13 protein-coding genes are annotated in these 15,527 nt (G+C 71.2%); 6 read left to right on the forward strand and 7 right to left on the reverse strand.

Features of this window, described 5'->3' with window-relative positions:
* Nucleotides 1-147 precede the first annotated feature (147 nt).
* The gene (locus AADR41_RS24400) at nucleotides 148-801 is read right to left on the reverse strand and encodes an anthrone oxygenase family protein (protein ID WP_342283534.1); all 654 of its coding nucleotides are present in this window, start codon (nucleotides 799-801) and stop codon (nucleotides 148-150) included.
* A gap of 165 nt (nucleotides 802-966) precedes the next feature.
* Between AADR41_RS24400 and AADR41_RS24405 the strand changes: the two genes are divergently transcribed.
* On the forward strand, nucleotides 967-1,851 hold the full coding sequence (locus tag AADR41_RS24405) for a LysR substrate-binding domain-containing protein (RefSeq protein WP_342283535.1): 885 nt from the start codon (nucleotides 967-969) through the stop codon (nucleotides 1,849-1,851).
* A 98-nt stretch (nucleotides 1,852-1,949) separates the two neighbouring features.
* The gene (locus tag AADR41_RS24410; RefSeq protein WP_342283536.1) at nucleotides 1,950-2,480 is read left to right on the forward strand and encodes a GNAT family N-acetyltransferase; all 531 of its coding nucleotides are present in this window, start codon (nucleotides 1,950-1,952) and stop codon (nucleotides 2,478-2,480) included.
* 490 nt (nucleotides 2,481-2,970) lie between these two features.
* Here the strand turns inward: AADR41_RS24410 and AADR41_RS24415 are convergent, their stop codons facing one another.
* Both AADR41_RS24415 and AADR41_RS24420 read right to left on the reverse strand, forming a co-directional pair.
* Nucleotides 2,971-5,343: an ABC transporter permease gene (locus AADR41_RS24415; protein ID WP_342283537.1), complete on the reverse strand. Its 2,373-nt coding sequence runs from the start codon at nucleotides 5,341-5,343 to the stop codon at nucleotides 2,971-2,973.
* On the reverse strand, nucleotides 5,340-6,107 hold the full coding sequence (locus AADR41_RS24420; protein WP_342283538.1) for an ABC transporter ATP-binding protein: 768 nt from the start codon (nucleotides 6,105-6,107) through the stop codon (nucleotides 5,340-5,342). Before AADR41_RS24420 ends, AADR41_RS24415 begins: the two co-directional genes overlap by 4 nt.
* A gap of 109 nt (nucleotides 6,108-6,216) precedes the next feature.
* Here AADR41_RS24420 and AADR41_RS24425 point away from each other — a divergent pair, with 109 nt between their 5' ends.
* From AADR41_RS24425 to AADR41_RS24440, 4 genes are all read left to right on the forward strand, one after another.
* Complete coding sequence (locus AADR41_RS24425) at nucleotides 6,217-7,437, forward strand: sensor histidine kinase (protein ID WP_342283539.1); 1,221 nt, start codon at nucleotides 6,217-6,219, stop codon at nucleotides 7,435-7,437.
* On the forward strand, nucleotides 7,422-8,069 hold the full coding sequence (locus tag AADR41_RS24430; RefSeq protein ID WP_342283540.1) for a response regulator transcription factor: 648 nt from the start codon (nucleotides 7,422-7,424) through the stop codon (nucleotides 8,067-8,069). The genes AADR41_RS24425 and AADR41_RS24430 overlap by 16 nt, the downstream gene beginning before the upstream one ends.
* Before the next feature lie 101 nt (nucleotides 8,070-8,170).
* The gene (locus AADR41_RS24435; protein WP_342283541.1) at nucleotides 8,171-10,306 is read left to right on the forward strand and encodes an outer membrane protein assembly factor BamB family protein; all 2,136 of its coding nucleotides are present in this window, start codon (nucleotides 8,171-8,173) and stop codon (nucleotides 10,304-10,306) included.
* 192 nt (nucleotides 10,307-10,498) lie between these two features.
* On the forward strand, nucleotides 10,499-11,332 hold the full coding sequence (locus AADR41_RS24440) for a helix-turn-helix transcriptional regulator (RefSeq protein WP_342283542.1): 834 nt from the start codon (nucleotides 10,499-10,501) through the stop codon (nucleotides 11,330-11,332).
* A 25-nt stretch (nucleotides 11,333-11,357) separates the two neighbouring features.
* On the opposite strand, the gene AADR41_RS24445 is transcribed toward AADR41_RS24440, so the two are convergent.
* The 4 genes from AADR41_RS24445 to AADR41_RS24460 all read right to left on the reverse strand — a co-directional run bounded on the left by AADR41_RS24445 (nucleotide 11,358) and on the right by AADR41_RS24460 (nucleotide 14,982).
* Nucleotides 11,358-11,924 carry a hypothetical protein gene (locus AADR41_RS24445; protein ID WP_342283543.1) on the reverse strand — a complete coding sequence of 189 codons (567 nt, stop codon included), beginning with the start codon at nucleotides 11,922-11,924 and terminating at the stop codon, nucleotides 11,358-11,360.
* Between the two features lie 234 nt (nucleotides 11,925-12,158).
* Nucleotides 12,159-12,692: a nucleotidyltransferase domain-containing protein gene (locus AADR41_RS24450; protein ID WP_342283544.1), complete on the reverse strand. Its 534-nt coding sequence runs from the start codon at nucleotides 12,690-12,692 to the stop codon at nucleotides 12,159-12,161.
* Between the two features lie 235 nt (nucleotides 12,693-12,927).
* Nucleotides 12,928-13,926 carry a type I glyceraldehyde-3-phosphate dehydrogenase gene (gene gap, locus AADR41_RS24455; RefSeq protein WP_342283545.1) on the reverse strand — a complete coding sequence of 333 codons (999 nt, stop codon included), beginning with the start codon at nucleotides 13,924-13,926 and terminating at the stop codon, nucleotides 12,928-12,930.
* A 102-nt stretch (nucleotides 13,927-14,028) separates the two neighbouring features.
* Nucleotides 14,029-14,982, reverse strand: a complete 954-nt coding sequence (locus AADR41_RS24460) for a GlxA family transcriptional regulator (protein ID WP_342283546.1) — start codon at nucleotides 14,980-14,982, stop codon at nucleotides 14,029-14,031.
* Nucleotides 14,983-15,527: the final 545 nt, after the last annotated feature.

Consider the following 15,527-nt stretch of genomic DNA (forward strand, 5'->3'; position numbering starts at 1 on the left):
CACGCGGCGGCGCCCCGGCGGCCGGGGCGGGAGCCACGGCCGCCGGGCGCCGGGGCCTTTCGTCCGGGCGCGGCACCGGGCCACGAGCCGGCACGATCCGGACGAGAGGCCCCAGGGCCTGTCCGGCGGATCAGGGTCGGACAGCCTCTAGGCCCGGGTTCCGGCCTCGGGGCCGGGCGCGGGGGACGCGAACGGGGCGCAGTGGGGCTGCGATTCCTGCGGGTGCTGCGCGAACGGGGGATGGCCGGTGTGGAACACCGGAGCGGGAGTCCGCGCGGACGCGCCGGTGTGCCTGCTCTCGTTCGGCTGATGCGCACCGTGCACGAACAGCGCCCAGACCAGGCAGGCGAACGCCGCGGTGTGCAGGAGCGCGCGGACGGTGTTCCACATGACCCATTTGTTCTCGAAGTCCGCGCGGACTGCCGCAAGTTGACCGGCATGCGCGGGGTCACCGGCGCGGGCGAGCTGGTCGTTGAGGGGAACGTTGACGCCGCTGGTGACCATGAAGGCCACCAGGTACAGGACCAGCGCGGCGATCAGCCAGGGCAGCGCGGAGCGGCCGTGGCCGCGCCAGGCCAGCACGACGGCGAGACCGAGAAGGGGGATCGCGCCCATGAACGGGAGCATGAAGGCCGGGTTGAGGATGGCCTTGTTGATGTTCTGCATCGCCTCGACGAGCGTGTGGTCGGACGATTTGGCCAGACCGGGCATCACCGCATAGGCGAAGGCCGCGAACAGCCCGGCCATGAGCCCGGCGGAGAGAGTCGCGGCGATCAGCACACCGGTCTGCAGATGTTTCATGGAACGTCCTCCTGGTTCGGCACCACATCGAGGGCGCGTCTACGGCCGCGCTCTTCCCGGCCCAACCATCGGCCGTGCGGAAAACACCGGCAACAGCACTTTTCGCAGGGCCCGTTAACCTGGCGGTTAACGCGGACGAGGAGCGGCGAACAAAGCGGGGGCAACGTGGAGATCAGGGACATCGAGATCTTCCTGGCGCTCGCTCAGGAGCTGCACTTCGGCCGGACCGCCGAACGGCTGCACGTCTCGCCGGCCCGGGTCAGCCAGGCGATCAAGAAGCAGGAACGCCGTATCGGCGGAGTGCTCTTCGACCGCACCAGTCACCATGTCCGCCTCACCCCCCTCGGCCGGCAGCTCTATGACGATCTGCTCCCCGTCCACCGCGGTCTGCAGCACAGTCTGGAACGGGCCGCCCTGTCGGCGAGGGAAAAGAGTGCGGTACTGCGCCTGGGCATGACGTCCAGCAACAGCCAGGACCTACGGCCGCTGCTCACCACGTTCGCGTCCCGCCACCCCGGCTGCACCGTGCAGATCCGCGCCGTGGGCTACAACGACCCCTTCTCCGCCCTGCGCCGCGACACGATCGACGTGCTGCTCGCCTGGCTCCCCATCCGGGAACCGGACCTCACCGTGGGCCCGGTGGTCTGTACCGAGCCCGTCGTGCTGTGCGTGTCCTCCACCCACCGACTGGCCTCGCGTCGCTCCGTGTCCTACGAAGACCTCGCCGACGAAGCCGTCCTGACCGGTGCCGCGCCCGACTACTGGCGCGAGTCGCTCATACCCGCGCACACACCCAGCGGACGGCCGATTCCCAGAGGGCCGTCCGCGGTCGACGGCACGCAGCTGCTCGCCATCGTCAGCAGCGGGGAGGCGGTCTGCCCCGCGCACGCCCACGCGCTGCGCTACTACGCCCGGCCCGACATCGCCTACGTCCCCATCCACGACGCCCCGCTCAGCCGCTGGGCACTGTGCTGGCGCACCAGCGGCGAGACCCCCTCGATCCGCGACTTCGCCGAGGTCGCCGAAGATCTCGGCCCGTTGCCCCTGTGACCCTCCCGGCGTCGTCTGCCGACGCGTGAGCGGCCCTGGGTCCGGGCCGGTGCAAAGTGCCTGATCGCAGGGGGCGGGCGAGTGCTAAGGTCGCCCGCATGCCCGAACTGACCATACCCACGGGGCGACTTCATTCCTCCTGGCTCGCAGCGCGTGACGAGTGGACGCCAGGAGCCCACCAGGACGGGGCCGGCCTGCGCCTCGCCCCCGAAGCCGGTCTCGACGACCCCGAGGTCTTCTCGGCATGGGTCGAGAAGCTGCGGCAGCAGTCGGACAGCTCGGTTGCGCTGGGAGAGGGGCACGTCCACGCCACCCACTGGTGGATCGTGGAGGACGACACCTACCTGGGGGCCATCGATCTCCGGCACCGCCTGAACGCCTTTCTGCTCGACGCCGGCGGTCACATCGGCTACAGCATCCGGCCCTCCGCCCGCAGGCGCGGCCTGGCGACCTGGGCCCTCGGCGCGGTTCTGCCCGAGGCGCGTGCGATGGGGCTGGGGCGGGTCCTCGTCACCTGCGACGACGACAATGCCGGCTCCGCCCGCAGCATCGAGCGCAACGGCGGCGTCCTGGAGGACGTCCGCACGACCAAGGCCGGCATCAAGCGCCGCTACTGGATCGCTCTGTAGGCGGCGGGGGCGCGGCAACCGTGCCGGTCACAGCCGCTCGTTGACTGCGGCGACCGGCAGGGCTGCCGCACAGCGGGACGCGGGCCGGCCGTACCTGACGGCCGTGTCTGACGGCCGTACCTGGCGGCCGTGTCTGACGGCCGGGCCTGCGGGGACAGGCATGTCAGGCGCATGCGGACGGCACGTGCAGGCGGGCGTGCGAGGAGGGTGTGCGCAGACGGTACGCGCAGGCAGGCGTACGCGGACAGTGCGCGCAGACGGTGTGGGCAGGCGTACGCGGACAGTGCGCGCAGACGGTGTGGGCAGGCGTACGCGGACGGTGTGCGCGAGCAGGCGTACGCGGACGACGTGGGAAGGCGGCTGCGGGGTGTTCCCCTCAGCCGCCTTCTCATTTCCCTTGCCCGCCGCGGTCGTTCGTTCCCTTCACCTCCTCCCTGTACTGCGCTGCTGGTTCATCGTGATCAGGCGGGCGCTCTCACCGGCGTGGTGGCTAGGCGGACTTCCTCAGTGTCTTCCCGGTGACCATCACCCCCGCCAGGACTGCCGCGGCCAGGGTGCCGGTGATCGCCGTGGTGATGGCTGCGCCGTTCAGGTGCAGGCTGACGGCGGACGAGGTGGCCTGGGAGAGTCCGGAGGCCATTCCCGCCAGCGGGGGCAGCGTCACCAGGACACCGAGGCCGGCTCCGACGACCACCAGCAGGGCGGTCTCACCGGCGGCCACCGCGAGGAGCTGGCGGACGGTGCCGCCGGCGGACTTCATCACCGCGTAGTCACGGCGGCGGCCGTGGGCCGCCATGGCCATGCTGTTGGCGACGGCGATCACGCTGTAGCCGACGGCGATGACGATGAGCATGGCGGCCAGGCTGTCGGTGAGCCTGGCATCGGTGTTGTAGTCGTCGAGGGCGTACCGCAGGGCGTCGTGCCGGGCGGTGCCCGGGACCGTCGCGGAGGCGCTGCTGCCCGCCGGGACGAAGATGTCGTCGGTGAGCGCGGCCGGGTCGTGGGCCCGGACGAGGTCGCGGGCGACCACGAAGTCACCGCGGGCCGGGTCGTCGGGCAGGACGCGGCCGACCTTCAGACGGACGCTCGCGCCGTCGGCGAACCGGACCGGGACGCTCTGGCCCTGCTTCAGGCCCAGTTCGGACGCGGTGCGCCGGCCCAGAACGGCCTCGCCCGGCCGGCTCCACCGGGCATCACGGGTGCCCAGCACGTCCAGGACGGTCCGCTGCTCACCGACGAAGGCGCGCGTCGGCAGGGCAGCCTTGCCGACCGGGTTCGCGGCGACGACCTCGTCGGTGTTGCCGGGGGTGCCGTCGGGGGTGACGATCGTCTGTCCGGCGACCTTCAGGGCCTCGCCCGCCGGATAGGCCACCCGCATCGTCTCCACCACCCCGCTGAGCAGGACCGCGAAGCCGACGGCGGCGATCACCGGGGCCGCCAGGGAAGCGGCGCGGCGGGAGTTGGCGGTGAGTTCGCCGCGGATCAGGACGGCGGCGGCCGAACCGCGCTTGCCGAAGGGGGCGGTCAGCAGGCGGCCGGCCGGGCCGACGAGGGCGGGGGCCAGCAGGGCGGCGGCGACGATGAGCGTCATGGTCGCGAAGAGCGCCATGGTGATACGGCTGTCGGCGCCGGTGGTCGCGGTCGCGATGGCGAGGACGACACCCAGGCCGAGGACGGACAGCGCGGCGATCCAACGGCCCCGTCCCATACCGTTGTTGGCGGGGCGGCTGTCGAGCAGGGCTTCGATCGGGGCGACCTTCGCGGCCTTGCGGCCCGCGGCCCAGGCACCGGTGACGCTGACACCGACACCGACCGCGGACGCGGTGAGCAGCGGCCAGGCCGCCACGGTGACCTCCATGCCCGGCGGGGTGACGTCCAGCCCCTTGAGGATGTCGCGCAGCAGCGGGGCGGCGGCGATTCCGGCCAGGCAGCCCATGGCCGAGCCGAGCAGGCCGACCACGGCGGCCTCGCCGAGGATCATGCGGCGGATCTGGCCGGGTGCGGCTCCGATGGTGCGCAGCAGGCCGATCTCCCGGCGGCGCATGCCGGTCGACAGGACCAGCATGGAGGCGACGACGAAGACCGTGGTGAACAGGCCGAGGACGGCCATGGCGCCGATGAGCTGGACGCCGAGGTTGCGCTTGTGGTCGATGTACTGGGGCTGGAGTGCGGAGCGGGCGTCGCCGGAGAGGACCGTGCCCTTGCCGCCGAGGGCGCGCTGTGCGCCGGAGGCGATCGCGGCGCCGGACGCTCCCTCGTCCGCGATCAGTGCAAAGACGCCGACGCCGGGCTGCTGCCGGGCGGCGAATGCCTCGCTGAAGTAGTAGCCCGGGCCGTCGACGGTGCCGACGACGGTGAACTGGGTGCGGCCCCGGGTGATGTTGACGGTCAGTGTGCTGCCCGCTGCCACGCCCAGGGCGCGGTCGACGACGACCTCCCGGTCCCCGCTCGGGGCCCGGCCGGAGACCAGTCGGTAGGGCGCCGTCCGGGCACTGTCCCAGCCGTGGCCGGCTTCCGCGGCGCCCTCGTCGGTGACGGGTCTGTCGCCGCGGACGGCCTGGGCGTAGAAGGAGCGGTCCACCACGACGGCGGCGACCTCGGGGACGGCCTCCAGTGCGGCGCGGATCGGCGCGGCCTCGGCCGGGCTCCACGGTATCCGGTCCTCGGGGCTGCCGTCCCTGTCGAGAGCCTGCTCGGGCAGGACCAGCGCGGCGGCGCCGGCGTAGCGGGGCTGGGTGGCGGGGCGGGAGGAGTCGTAGATGACCAGGGTGGTGGTGATGAGGGCCACGCCGACCAGGACCGCGAGGAAGGCGCCGAGGAATCCGGACCAGCGTTCGCGTACGTTCGCGATGATCAGCATCATGCCTCCAGCCGGGCCATGTGAGCGGCGATCACGGCGGCGTTGTTGTTCTGGGGGTCCTTGTCCAGCGGGATCCGGCCGGCGATCCGGCCGTCCTTGATGAAGACGACGACATCGGCCGCGGAGGCCGCCACGGGGTCGTGGGTGACCATCAAGGTGGTCTGGCCCTCCCGGTCGACCAGCATCCGCATCATGCGCAGCACCTCGCGGGAGGTGACGGTGTCCAGGGCGCCGGTGGGCTCGTCCGCGAACAGGACGTCGGGGCGGGTGACCAGGGCCCGGGCCAGGGCCACGCGTTGCTGCTGGCCGCCGGAGAGCTGACTGGGCCGGTGGTTCGCGCGCTCGGCCAGACCGACCGAGGCGAGCGCTTCCGCGACCTGTCCGGACCCGGCCCGGCGGCCGGCGAACCGGGAGGGCAGTTCCACGTTCTGGGCCGCGGTCAGCGACTCGACGAGGTTGAACGCCTGGAAGACGAACCCGATGTGCTTGCGGCGCAGTTCGGTGCGCTGCTTCTCGCTCTGCCGGCCGATGTCGACTCCCGCGAGAACGATCCGGCCGTCGGTCGGACGGTCCAGCCCGGCCGCGCACTGCAGCAGGGTGGACTTTCCCGAGCCGGAGGGGCCCATGATCGCGGTGAACGTACCGCGGGGGAAGCCGATGGAAATGCTGTCCAGCGCGGTCACCGCGTGGTCACCGCTGCCGTGGACCTTACGCACGCCGTGGAGTTCGACCGCGTCCTGCACAAGGGTTCGTGTCGTTGTCGTCATGCCCTGATCCCACCGCACGGGGCGGGGGCGGGGCACTGATCCGCCCGCTACTTCCGGGGTAGTGCGGGCACTACCCCGGCGACCCGAACTCCCGGGCTACGGTGGCCGCATGCGTCCCACAACGGCCTGGCAGGCCATGGCTCAGCGCCCCATGAGCTTTCTGACATCGAGCTGGCCCTGGAGGTCCCTGGCCTACCTGGTCAGCGGTGTCCTGTTCGGCACGGCAGCGGTGACGATCCTCGCCGTCTGCCTGGCAGCAGGAATCCTGCTGCTGGTGGTGCTGATCGGGATCGCGCCCCTGGTGGGTCTCGTTCTGGCCTCCAGCACAGTGGCCACGGTCGAACGCCACCGCCTGCGGCTGGTCGACCTCGACCGGCTCCCGGACCCGCACCGCCGCCCGGACGCCCGCGGCGCCAAGGCATGGGTCGCCTGCCGGCTCAAGGAACCGGTCACCTGGCGCGAGCTGCTGTTCACCCTGATCTCGACGGCCGCACTGTGGTGGCTGGACCTGATCGTGCTGGGCTTCACCTTCGCAGTGCCCGCCGTCTTCCTCAGCTCGCTGGACAGCGAGACCTGGCCCTGGGCGGTGTTCAGCGCGATCGTGCTGCTCGCGTCGCCGTACACGGTCACCTCATGGGCCGGGGCACGCGCCGCGATGGCCCGCACCTTCCTGGCGCCACGCGACCGGGAACTCGGCGAGGAGCTGCGCGAAGTACGTGCCTCCCAGGTCCGCCTGCTCGACTCCTTCGACGCGGAACGCACACGCATCGAACGCGACCTGCACGACGGAGCACAACAACGGCTCGTGTCCCTGGGAATGACCCTCGCGATGCTCCGCCTGGACACCCCGGCGGACTCCCCCCAGTCCGAACTGCTCACCCAGGCAGAGACCCAGCTCTCCGCCGCCCACCAGGAACTGCGGGCCCTGATCCGAGGGCTCAACCCGCCGGTACTGGCCGACCACGGGCTGGTAGCCGCGATCGAGGACTACGCCGCCCGGTTCCCGATCCCCGTCACCGTCGACCTCCGGCTGCCCGAAAGGCTGCCCAGAAAGATCGAAACGACCATGTACTACCTCCTCAACGAAGCGATGACGAACATCGCCAGACACAGCGGCGCCGCGACAGCGGAAGTCCGCGGCAGATACCATGCCGACCTGTTGATCTTCGACATCACCGACGACGGCCACGGCGGCGTGGACACGGAGACAGGCACCGGCATCACCGGGCTGGCCGACCGGGTCCGGGCACTCGACGGCCGTATACGGGTATCGAGCCCGGCCGGAGGTCCCACGCTGATGCATGTGGAGGTTCCATGTCACTACGCCTGATCGTGGCAGAAGACGCCGTACTGCTGCGCGAGGGTCTGATCGGGCTGCTCCAGCGCGTCGGACACGACATCATCGCCGCGGTCGGCGACTCCGACTCCCTGATCTCGGCCACGCGCGCCAAACAGCCCGACCTGATCATCACCGACGTCCGGATGCCACCGACCCACAGCGACGACGGGCTCAGGGCCGCCGTACAACTCCGCGAAGAATTCCCGGGACTGCCCGTACTCGTCCTCAGCCAGTACGTGGAACGCTCCTACGCCCTGGGCCTTCTCGACTCGGGGGGCGGGACCGCGGTCGGCTACCTCCTCAAAGAACGCATTGCCGCGGTGACGGACTTCACGACCGCGATCGAGCAGATCGCCAACGGCGGCACCGTCGTGGACCCCGAGGTCATCCAGCAACTCGTCCGGATACGGAAAGACCCTCTCGAAGCACTCAGCCCCCGCGAACACGAAGTCCTCGGTCTGATCGCTCAAGGACACGCCAACAGCACCATCGCCACCCAGCTGTTCATCAGCCCCGCCGCCGTGAACAAGCACATCGGCAACATCTTCACCAAGCTCGACCTCCCCACCACCACCGACGGACACCGCCGGGTCCTCGCCGTACTCACCTATCTGCGAAGCTGACCTCCCGCACCACCGGACCGTACAAAAGCCCCTGGCACGAAGCGGGGTGACGTAGAGTCATGCGCGAGGCATGAGGGGGCGGGCCGGTGATGACCGGGCGTATGGATCCACAACACATCGGCCCTTACACGGTGCTGCGCAGGCTCGGCGGCGGCGGAATGGGCCTGGTGTATCTCGGCGTCGGCGGAGCGGGGAGCGCACACGGTCTCGCGGCCGTGAAGGTGATCCGCCCCGAGTACGCCGAGGACCAGCAGTTCCGGCGCAGGTTCGCCCACGAGGCGCGGTCCTCGGCACGGGTCTCCGGCCCCGGGATCGCGGCGGTGCTGTCCGACGGGGTGGACGAGAATCCGCCGTGGCTGGCCACCGAATTCGTCCCCGGCCCTTCGCTGGGCGAGGCCGTCCGTGCGTACGGGCCGCTGGAGGTGCGCCGGCTCGGTCTTCTCCTGGCGGCGGCCCTGCGGCGGATCCATGTGTCGGGGCTGGTGCACCGTGATCTCAAACCGTCCAACGTGATGATGGGCGGCGACGGCCCGGTGATCATCGACTTCGGGATCGCCCGCGCCCGCGAGGACACCCGGCTGACCCGGACCGGTGTCATCGGTACGTCCGGATACATCGCTCCGGAGTACCTGCAGCACGGCCGGTTCGACGCCCGTTCCGACGTGTTCGCGCTCGGCGCGGTGCTGGCGTTCGCGGCGTCGGGGCAGTCGCCGTACGGCACGGGCCACCCGGCGGCCGTCGATGTCCGGGTCCTGTCCGAGGAACCGGACCTGACGGGTATCGATCCGCCCGTGGCCGATCTGCTGCGCGCCTGTCTGGCCCGGGATCCCGCCGAACGCCCCACACCGGCGGGGCTGGAGACCGCGCTGGCCGGTCTGCCCGGCGGCGCGCCGCCCTGGCCGCCACCCGTGCTCGCCGCGGAGATCGCCCGCCGGAGCAGGGAGGCCGCCGAGCAGATCAGTTACGAGCCGACGGTCTTGGACCCGGCCGCCGATCCGGTGCACGGCGCCCGGACCCGTACCGCGGCACGGCCCGCGCCGCCGGTGTCGCGACCGCGACCGCAACCGTCGTCGCAGCGGGGCCCCCGGCCGGACCCGACCCTCCTTCAGGGCTCTTCACCGCCGGCGGGCTCCGGTCGCCGGCGGCTGCCCCGCCGAAAGCTGCTGATCGGCCTCGCGGCGTTGTCGGCGACCGGAGCCGGGGCCTACACCTTGGCCGGAGTCCTCCAGGAGGAGCCGCCGGACCCGCGGCAGAACTGGCGTTTCGCACCGGGCAGCGAAATGGGCGACGCGACGATGGCGGGTGGCACGCTCTATCTCGGGAGTCACAAGAACAGCGACCTGTACGCGGTCGACGCGGCCACCGGCCGCCAGCGGTGGGCCTACACCGCGGAGGGTCACATGGCGGACCAACCCGCGGTCCTCGGCGGCACGGTCTTCGCGGCGAGTTCGGAGGGCAGGCTCCATGCGGTCGATGTCGCCAACGGCAGCCGCCGCTGGTCCGTACAGCTGGCCAGTCTCGGAGGGGTCTCGGTGGCGGCGGGCGGCAAACTCGTCTACGCCCGCGCCACGGACGGTTACCTGTACGGCTTCGACCCCGCCACCGGCCGCCACCGCTGGCGCTTCCAGACGGGGGAGGGCATGCCCACGGGCCGGACCCCCGTCGCGGCGGGCACCGTTTTCGCCATGACCAACAAGGGCGTACTGCACGCCGTGGACTGCTCCACGGGCAGGCCCCGCTGGAAGTTCTCCGGCACCGGCGACACGACCAGCGGCTCGCCCTCCGTCCACGGCGGTACGGTCTGTCTGGGCACTGAGGAGCACTGGGTGCACGCCCTGGAGGCCGCGTCGGGCCGGCAGCGCTGGAAGCGTCGGCTCGGAGGCGGCATCAATGACGTCCACGTGCGGGGCAACGCCGTCTACGTCCACTGCCAGGACCGGTTTCTCTACGCCCTGGACGCGAGGACGGGCAAGCAGCGCTGGCGGTGCGAGATCGGTGCGGGCACCGAGGGAGTCGCCGTCGTCGGGAACACCGTCTACGCGGGGAGGTCCCATCCGAGCAAGCTCCTGGCTCTCGACTCCCGTACGGGAAGGCCGCGCTGGGAGGTGGCGCTGAGGGATCCGTCCGCCTTGCCGTGGGGCGAGGACGAAGCCCGGATCTCCTCGGAGATCCACATCAGCGGCCGCGACGCGTACTTCACCGCTCTCGGCCTGTACTCGTTCCGCATCGATTCCTGACTCGCCGCCGTCCAGATCTCCGGTCCGTGACCCCGTGCCGGCCAGTCAAGTGCCTCCGTATCCGTGCCGGCCCGTCCCGCGCCCGCCGACAATGGAAACGGCGCCCCCGCTGTGCCGGACGGCGAGCGGGTGCGCACCTGCGGCACGGACGCGGGATCCGGCGGTGAAGCGGTCGAGACAGGGAGCGGGACGATGACCGGCACGGCGGCGCACTTGCGCGGGATGCGGGACCTGGCTGTGCAGATCATGCACGAACGCGATCCCGACGCGTTGCACACCCTCGTCCTGACGGAGCTGCTGCGGGCCTGCGACGCGGAAGCCGCCGTGAGCAAGGAGAGCGACTGGCAGCCGGACGAAGGCGCGATGTCCATCGTCACGGCACCGGCGGCGCGATCCGTCTTCGACCATCCGCAGGCCCGCCGGCTCATCAGGATCGGCCGCCCGTTCGCCGAGCACTACGCCTCGACGGGAGATTCCGCCCCCCGGCAGGCGGATGCGCTGGGCCGTCTCCAGCACCTGCGTGATGTGCGCCGCTTCACCCCTGGAGGGCGCTTCGCCTTCGGAATCCCGCTGCCCGGCGTCCACTCCCCCGTACGCGGCTACATTCTGTTCCGGCCGGACGCGGGCTTCGGCCCGGCGGCCCTCGCCTATGGCGCCGAGGTGCAGCCGCTCCTGACGGCTGTGGACCGGCAGCGCGTCCTGCTCGGCCAGTGGCGCGCCGGTGCGGCTGTCGTGTCGGGCTGTCACGACTGCCGCGCGCCCGTGCCGGCGGACGCTGCGCCGTACGGGCTGACTCCCCGTGAGACGACGGTGCTGCTGCTCCTCGCGGACGCCCTCACCGCCGCCGCGATCGGACGGCGGCTCGGCATCACCGCTCGCACGGTCAACAAACACATCGAGCGCATCTACCGCAAACTCGGTACCCGCGACCGGCTCTCCACCGTGCACCGCGCCCGGCTGAGCGGGCTCCTGTCGACTCCCTGCCCCTTTCACCGGGAGTCGAGTGGGCTCCGGACCGCCCTCTGAACACCGGGGGCGGTCACCGGGCCGCTCACCGGCAGTTGTTCACGTAGAGCACCCAGCTCCAGTCGGCCGTGTCGTCCTCGGCGAAGGCTCCGCCGTCGACCCATCGGACCGTCGCGGTGTTGTCCTTGAACTGAGCGACGGTCCCGGTGGTCTGATTGTTGATCCAGGAGCCGACGGTGGTCCACGGGATCATGTAGTCCGAGCAGCTGACCATCTGGATCTGGTCGCCCCACCACTGCGAGTTCTGGAAGGCGCAGAAGGTCTTGCTGTTGCAGCTGTCGAGGATCTTCTTCGTCCCGGTGAGTTCCCGTGCGCGCTTCTCCCCGGGCAGGGTGACCACGACGGAGCTCCCGCCGCCGAGGTCGATCTTGTTCGCCGCGATCTGCTCCCCGCCCATGGTGGTCAGGTAGTCGTCCACCCGGTGCTGAAGGGCAGCGGCTTCCGCGTCGGTGAGGCCTTCCTTGTGGGCCTGAGCCGCGAAGGTCGCGGCCCGGGACTCCCCGTCGGGTGCGGCGGCCGACGCGGTGCCGGCGACGTTCAGGCCGGTGAGCAGTGCGCACACGGAGGCGAGGGTGGCGATTTTGCGCAGCATCGATCTCTCCCCGTTTTCCTTCGGCCCGTGGTCTGCGGGCCCCGGTGGCAGGATGGCACGGCGGTGAGAGGGGAAGTAGGGGTCCGTCATACGCACAAGTGCGTACCTTCGGCGCCGGTCCGTGTGTTGCCGACAGCCGCCCCCAGCTCGTCCATGGCAGCTTCAGGCCGCCCGCCGCCTCCGCCCCCGCCCCCGCCTCCAGCAGCAGCGGACGGCCGATGTCCGGGCCCTGGCTCAGGCCGTTTCGCCCCGTGCGCGGAGGGCCGCCTCCAGACGCGCGATGTCCTCGCCGTCCTTGGTCCGCCGGGGCCGGGAAGGATCCCAGACGGGCGTCATTCGCTTGATCTCGATCTGGGCCCGCGGACCGATGATCGCGCATCGCAGACCACCGATGCGGCCCGGCCCGGCGTCGAGCATTCCTTCGGGCCAGGGCGCACCGGCCCAGAGGCCTCCGGCCACCACCACACGGCCGGCCGCATCCCGGTCCAGGAGCGTAAAGCTGCTCTCCAGACCGTTCTTGACAAAATCGAGCTGCAGATCGGGCGGCGACCCCGGGACCGGCTCATAGCCGTGCTGCAGCAGCGCTCGTGCCAGGTCCCCGGCATCGTCCGCCTGTGCGAACCAGTCGATGTCCTCGTGGTCCCGGGTGATCTCGCCGAGGAAGAAGTCCACGGCCCACCCACCGCGAAGCCACACCGGGAGGCCAAGGGCCCCGGCAATCTGCACGGCCTCGGCGATCAGGCGGAGCTGTTGATCAGCACGTCCCATGTCCACGGTCGGCCAGGCTGTCCGGCAACGGTTGTGCCGAGCACATCATTTGTCCCCCACTGAGCGGGGGAACGCTGCCCGACGAGCAGCGCGTCCACTTGCGGTTCGCGCACCACGGCGGTGCGGGCGTCGGGTGGGTGAAACGCCGTGACGCCCGGACGGGGCCCACGGTGTGCGCGGGACCGTCCGGGCGGAAGGGGCGGCCTCCGGAGGTGGAGGCCGCCCCGGCGTCCGGTCAGCGGGCGGCGAGGAGTTCGAGGGTGTCGATCACGCGGTTCGAGAAGCCCCACTCGTTGTCGTACCAGGCGACCACCTTGATGTGGCGGCCGTCGACGCGGGTGAGGGCCGAGTCGAAGATCGACGAAGCCGGATTGCCCGTGATGTCGGACGACACGAGCGCGTCGTCCGAGTACTCAAGCACACCGGCCAGCGGCCCCTCGGCCGCCGCCCGGTACGCCGCCAGCACGTCGTCGCGCGTCACGTCGCGGCTGACGGTGGTGTTGAGTTCGACGATCGAGCCCACCGGGACCGGCACGCGGATCGAGTCGCCGGACAGCTTGCCGGCGAGGTTCGGCAGCACGAGGCCGATGGCCTTGGCGGCGCCCGTCGTGGTCGGCACGATGTTGACGGCGGCGGCGCGGGCGCGGCGGGCATCGCGGTGCGGACCGTCCTGCAGGTTCTGCTCCTGCGTGTAGGCGTGCACCGTCGTCATGAAGCCGTGCTCGATGCCGGCGAGGTCGTCGAGCACCGAGGCCAGCGGCGCCAGCGCATTGGTCGTGCACGAGGCGTTCGAGACGATGGTGTGCGCGACCGGGTCGTACGCATCCGTGTTGACCCCGAACGCCAGCGTGACATCGGCGCCGTCCGACGGCGCGCTGACAAGCACCTTCTTCGCACCCGCGTCCAGGTGGCCACGGGCGGCCTCGGCCGACGTGAAGCGGCCGGTCGCTTCGAGCACGATGTCCACGCCGAGCTCGGCCCACGGCAGCTGTGCCGGTTCGCGTTCGGCGAGCACCGTGATGCGACGGCCGTCCACGACGAGGGCGTTCCCGTCGACGGTCACCGGGCGGCCGAGCCGGCCGGCCGTCGTGTCGTAGGCGAGCAGCCGGGCGAGGGTGGCGGGCTCCGTGAGGTCGTTGACGGCAACGACTTCGAGAGCGCTGTCGCGTTCGAGCAGCGCGCGCAGCACATTGCGTCCGATGCGGCCGAATCCGTTGACGGCGATGCGAGTCATGAGTGGTGTCCCTTCGGTTCGCCATCAGCCTCGCGTGCCGCATCCGCCCGTGACAGCGGCGTGATCGCCACGGTTCAAAAGGATCACGCCACGTGGTGCGGGCTACTCGCCCTGTGTGAACGTGCGCCGGTACTCGCTCGGCGTGGTGCCGAGGATGTGCTGGAAGTGCAGCCGCAGATTGGCACCGGTGCCCAGACCGACGTCGGTGGCGATCTGCTCGACGCTCCGCTCCGAGCGTTCGAGCAGTTCGCGGGCCAGGTCGACGCGGGCGCGCATGACCCACTGCATCGGCGTGTACCCCGTGTCCTCGACGAAGCGCCGTGAGAACGTGCGCGGCGAGACCGCCGCGTGCCGGGCGAGCGCTTCGAGGGTGAGGGACTCGCCGAGCCGATGCAGCGCCCATTCGCGGGTGGCGGCGAACCGCTCCCCCAGTGGCTCGGGCACGCTGCGCGGCACGTACTGCGCCTGACCGCCGCTGCGGTAGGGGGCCGCGACCAGGCGCCGGGCCGCGTGGTTCGACGCTGCCACTCCGAGGTCGCCGCGCAGAATGTGCAGGCACAGGTCGATGCCCGAGGCGGCACCGGCCGACGTCAGCACGCTGCCCTCGTCGACGAACAGAACGTTCTCGTCGACCTGAACGCGCGGATGCTTCGCCGCCAGCGCCCGCGTGTAGTGCCAGTGCGTCGTGGCGCGCCTGCCGTCGAGGAGTCCCGTGGCGGCGAGCGCGAAGGCACCCGTCGAGATCGCGGCGAGCCGCGCGCCCCCGGCGTGGGCGGAGATCAGCGCGTCGAGCACCGGGCGCGGGGGGTCGTCGCGGTCCGGGAACCGGTAGCCGGGGACGAAGACGATGTCGGCCCACGCGAGCGCGTCGAGGCCGTGGGCGACGTGGTACGACAGCCCGTCGCCACCGGCCACGAGACCGGGCGCCGCACCGCACACCCGCACTTCGTACGGCATGCTCGCACGGGTCGTGAACACCTGTGCGGGAATACCGACGTCGAGCGGCTTCGCACCCTCAAGCACAAGGACGGCGACACGATGCAAGCGGGAGACCACGGGAAACAGGGTACGTGGGGGTGCAGGAGCGTGGGGTGCGGGGAGCCGCAGGGCACGTGGGGGTGCGCCGGAGCCCACGGCATCGCAGCGCCGGGCTCTGAGCAGTCGGTCAGCGGCGGACAGTGCTCCTGGTCCGGCCCTTCCCTGCCTGCCTGGTCGCACCCCAGTTGATGCATCCATACGAAAATCGGATGTGAATGAGGCGCCGAAAACACTTCTTCGCGCCCCGGTCCGGCCTACCCCCACACCTCGCGCTCCTGCCAGACTGGCCACGGCCCCGTCGTACTCGCGGCGGCTCCGCCCTCGAAGGAGGCTCCTCCATGACGTGTGGAAACTGCGGCGCAGCCGCCGGCCAGGGCCCTGACGGGTCCTGGATCTGTTCCAACCAGTGCGGCTGGTCCTCCCGCGTCGTCGCGGCAACTCCGGAGATCACGACCACCCGGTGCAGCGGCTGCGACGCGGAAGTCCACGGACTCGACGGTCGGTACGCGTGCGGGCTCTGCGGGTGGTCCAACCACTGGGCCGAAGGGCACCGTCCCCTTCCG

Source organism: Streptomyces sp. CLV115 (assembly GCF_038448545.1).
Classification (GTDB): Bacteria; Actinomycetota; Actinomycetes; order Streptomycetales; family Streptomycetaceae; genus Streptomyces; species Streptomyces sanglieri.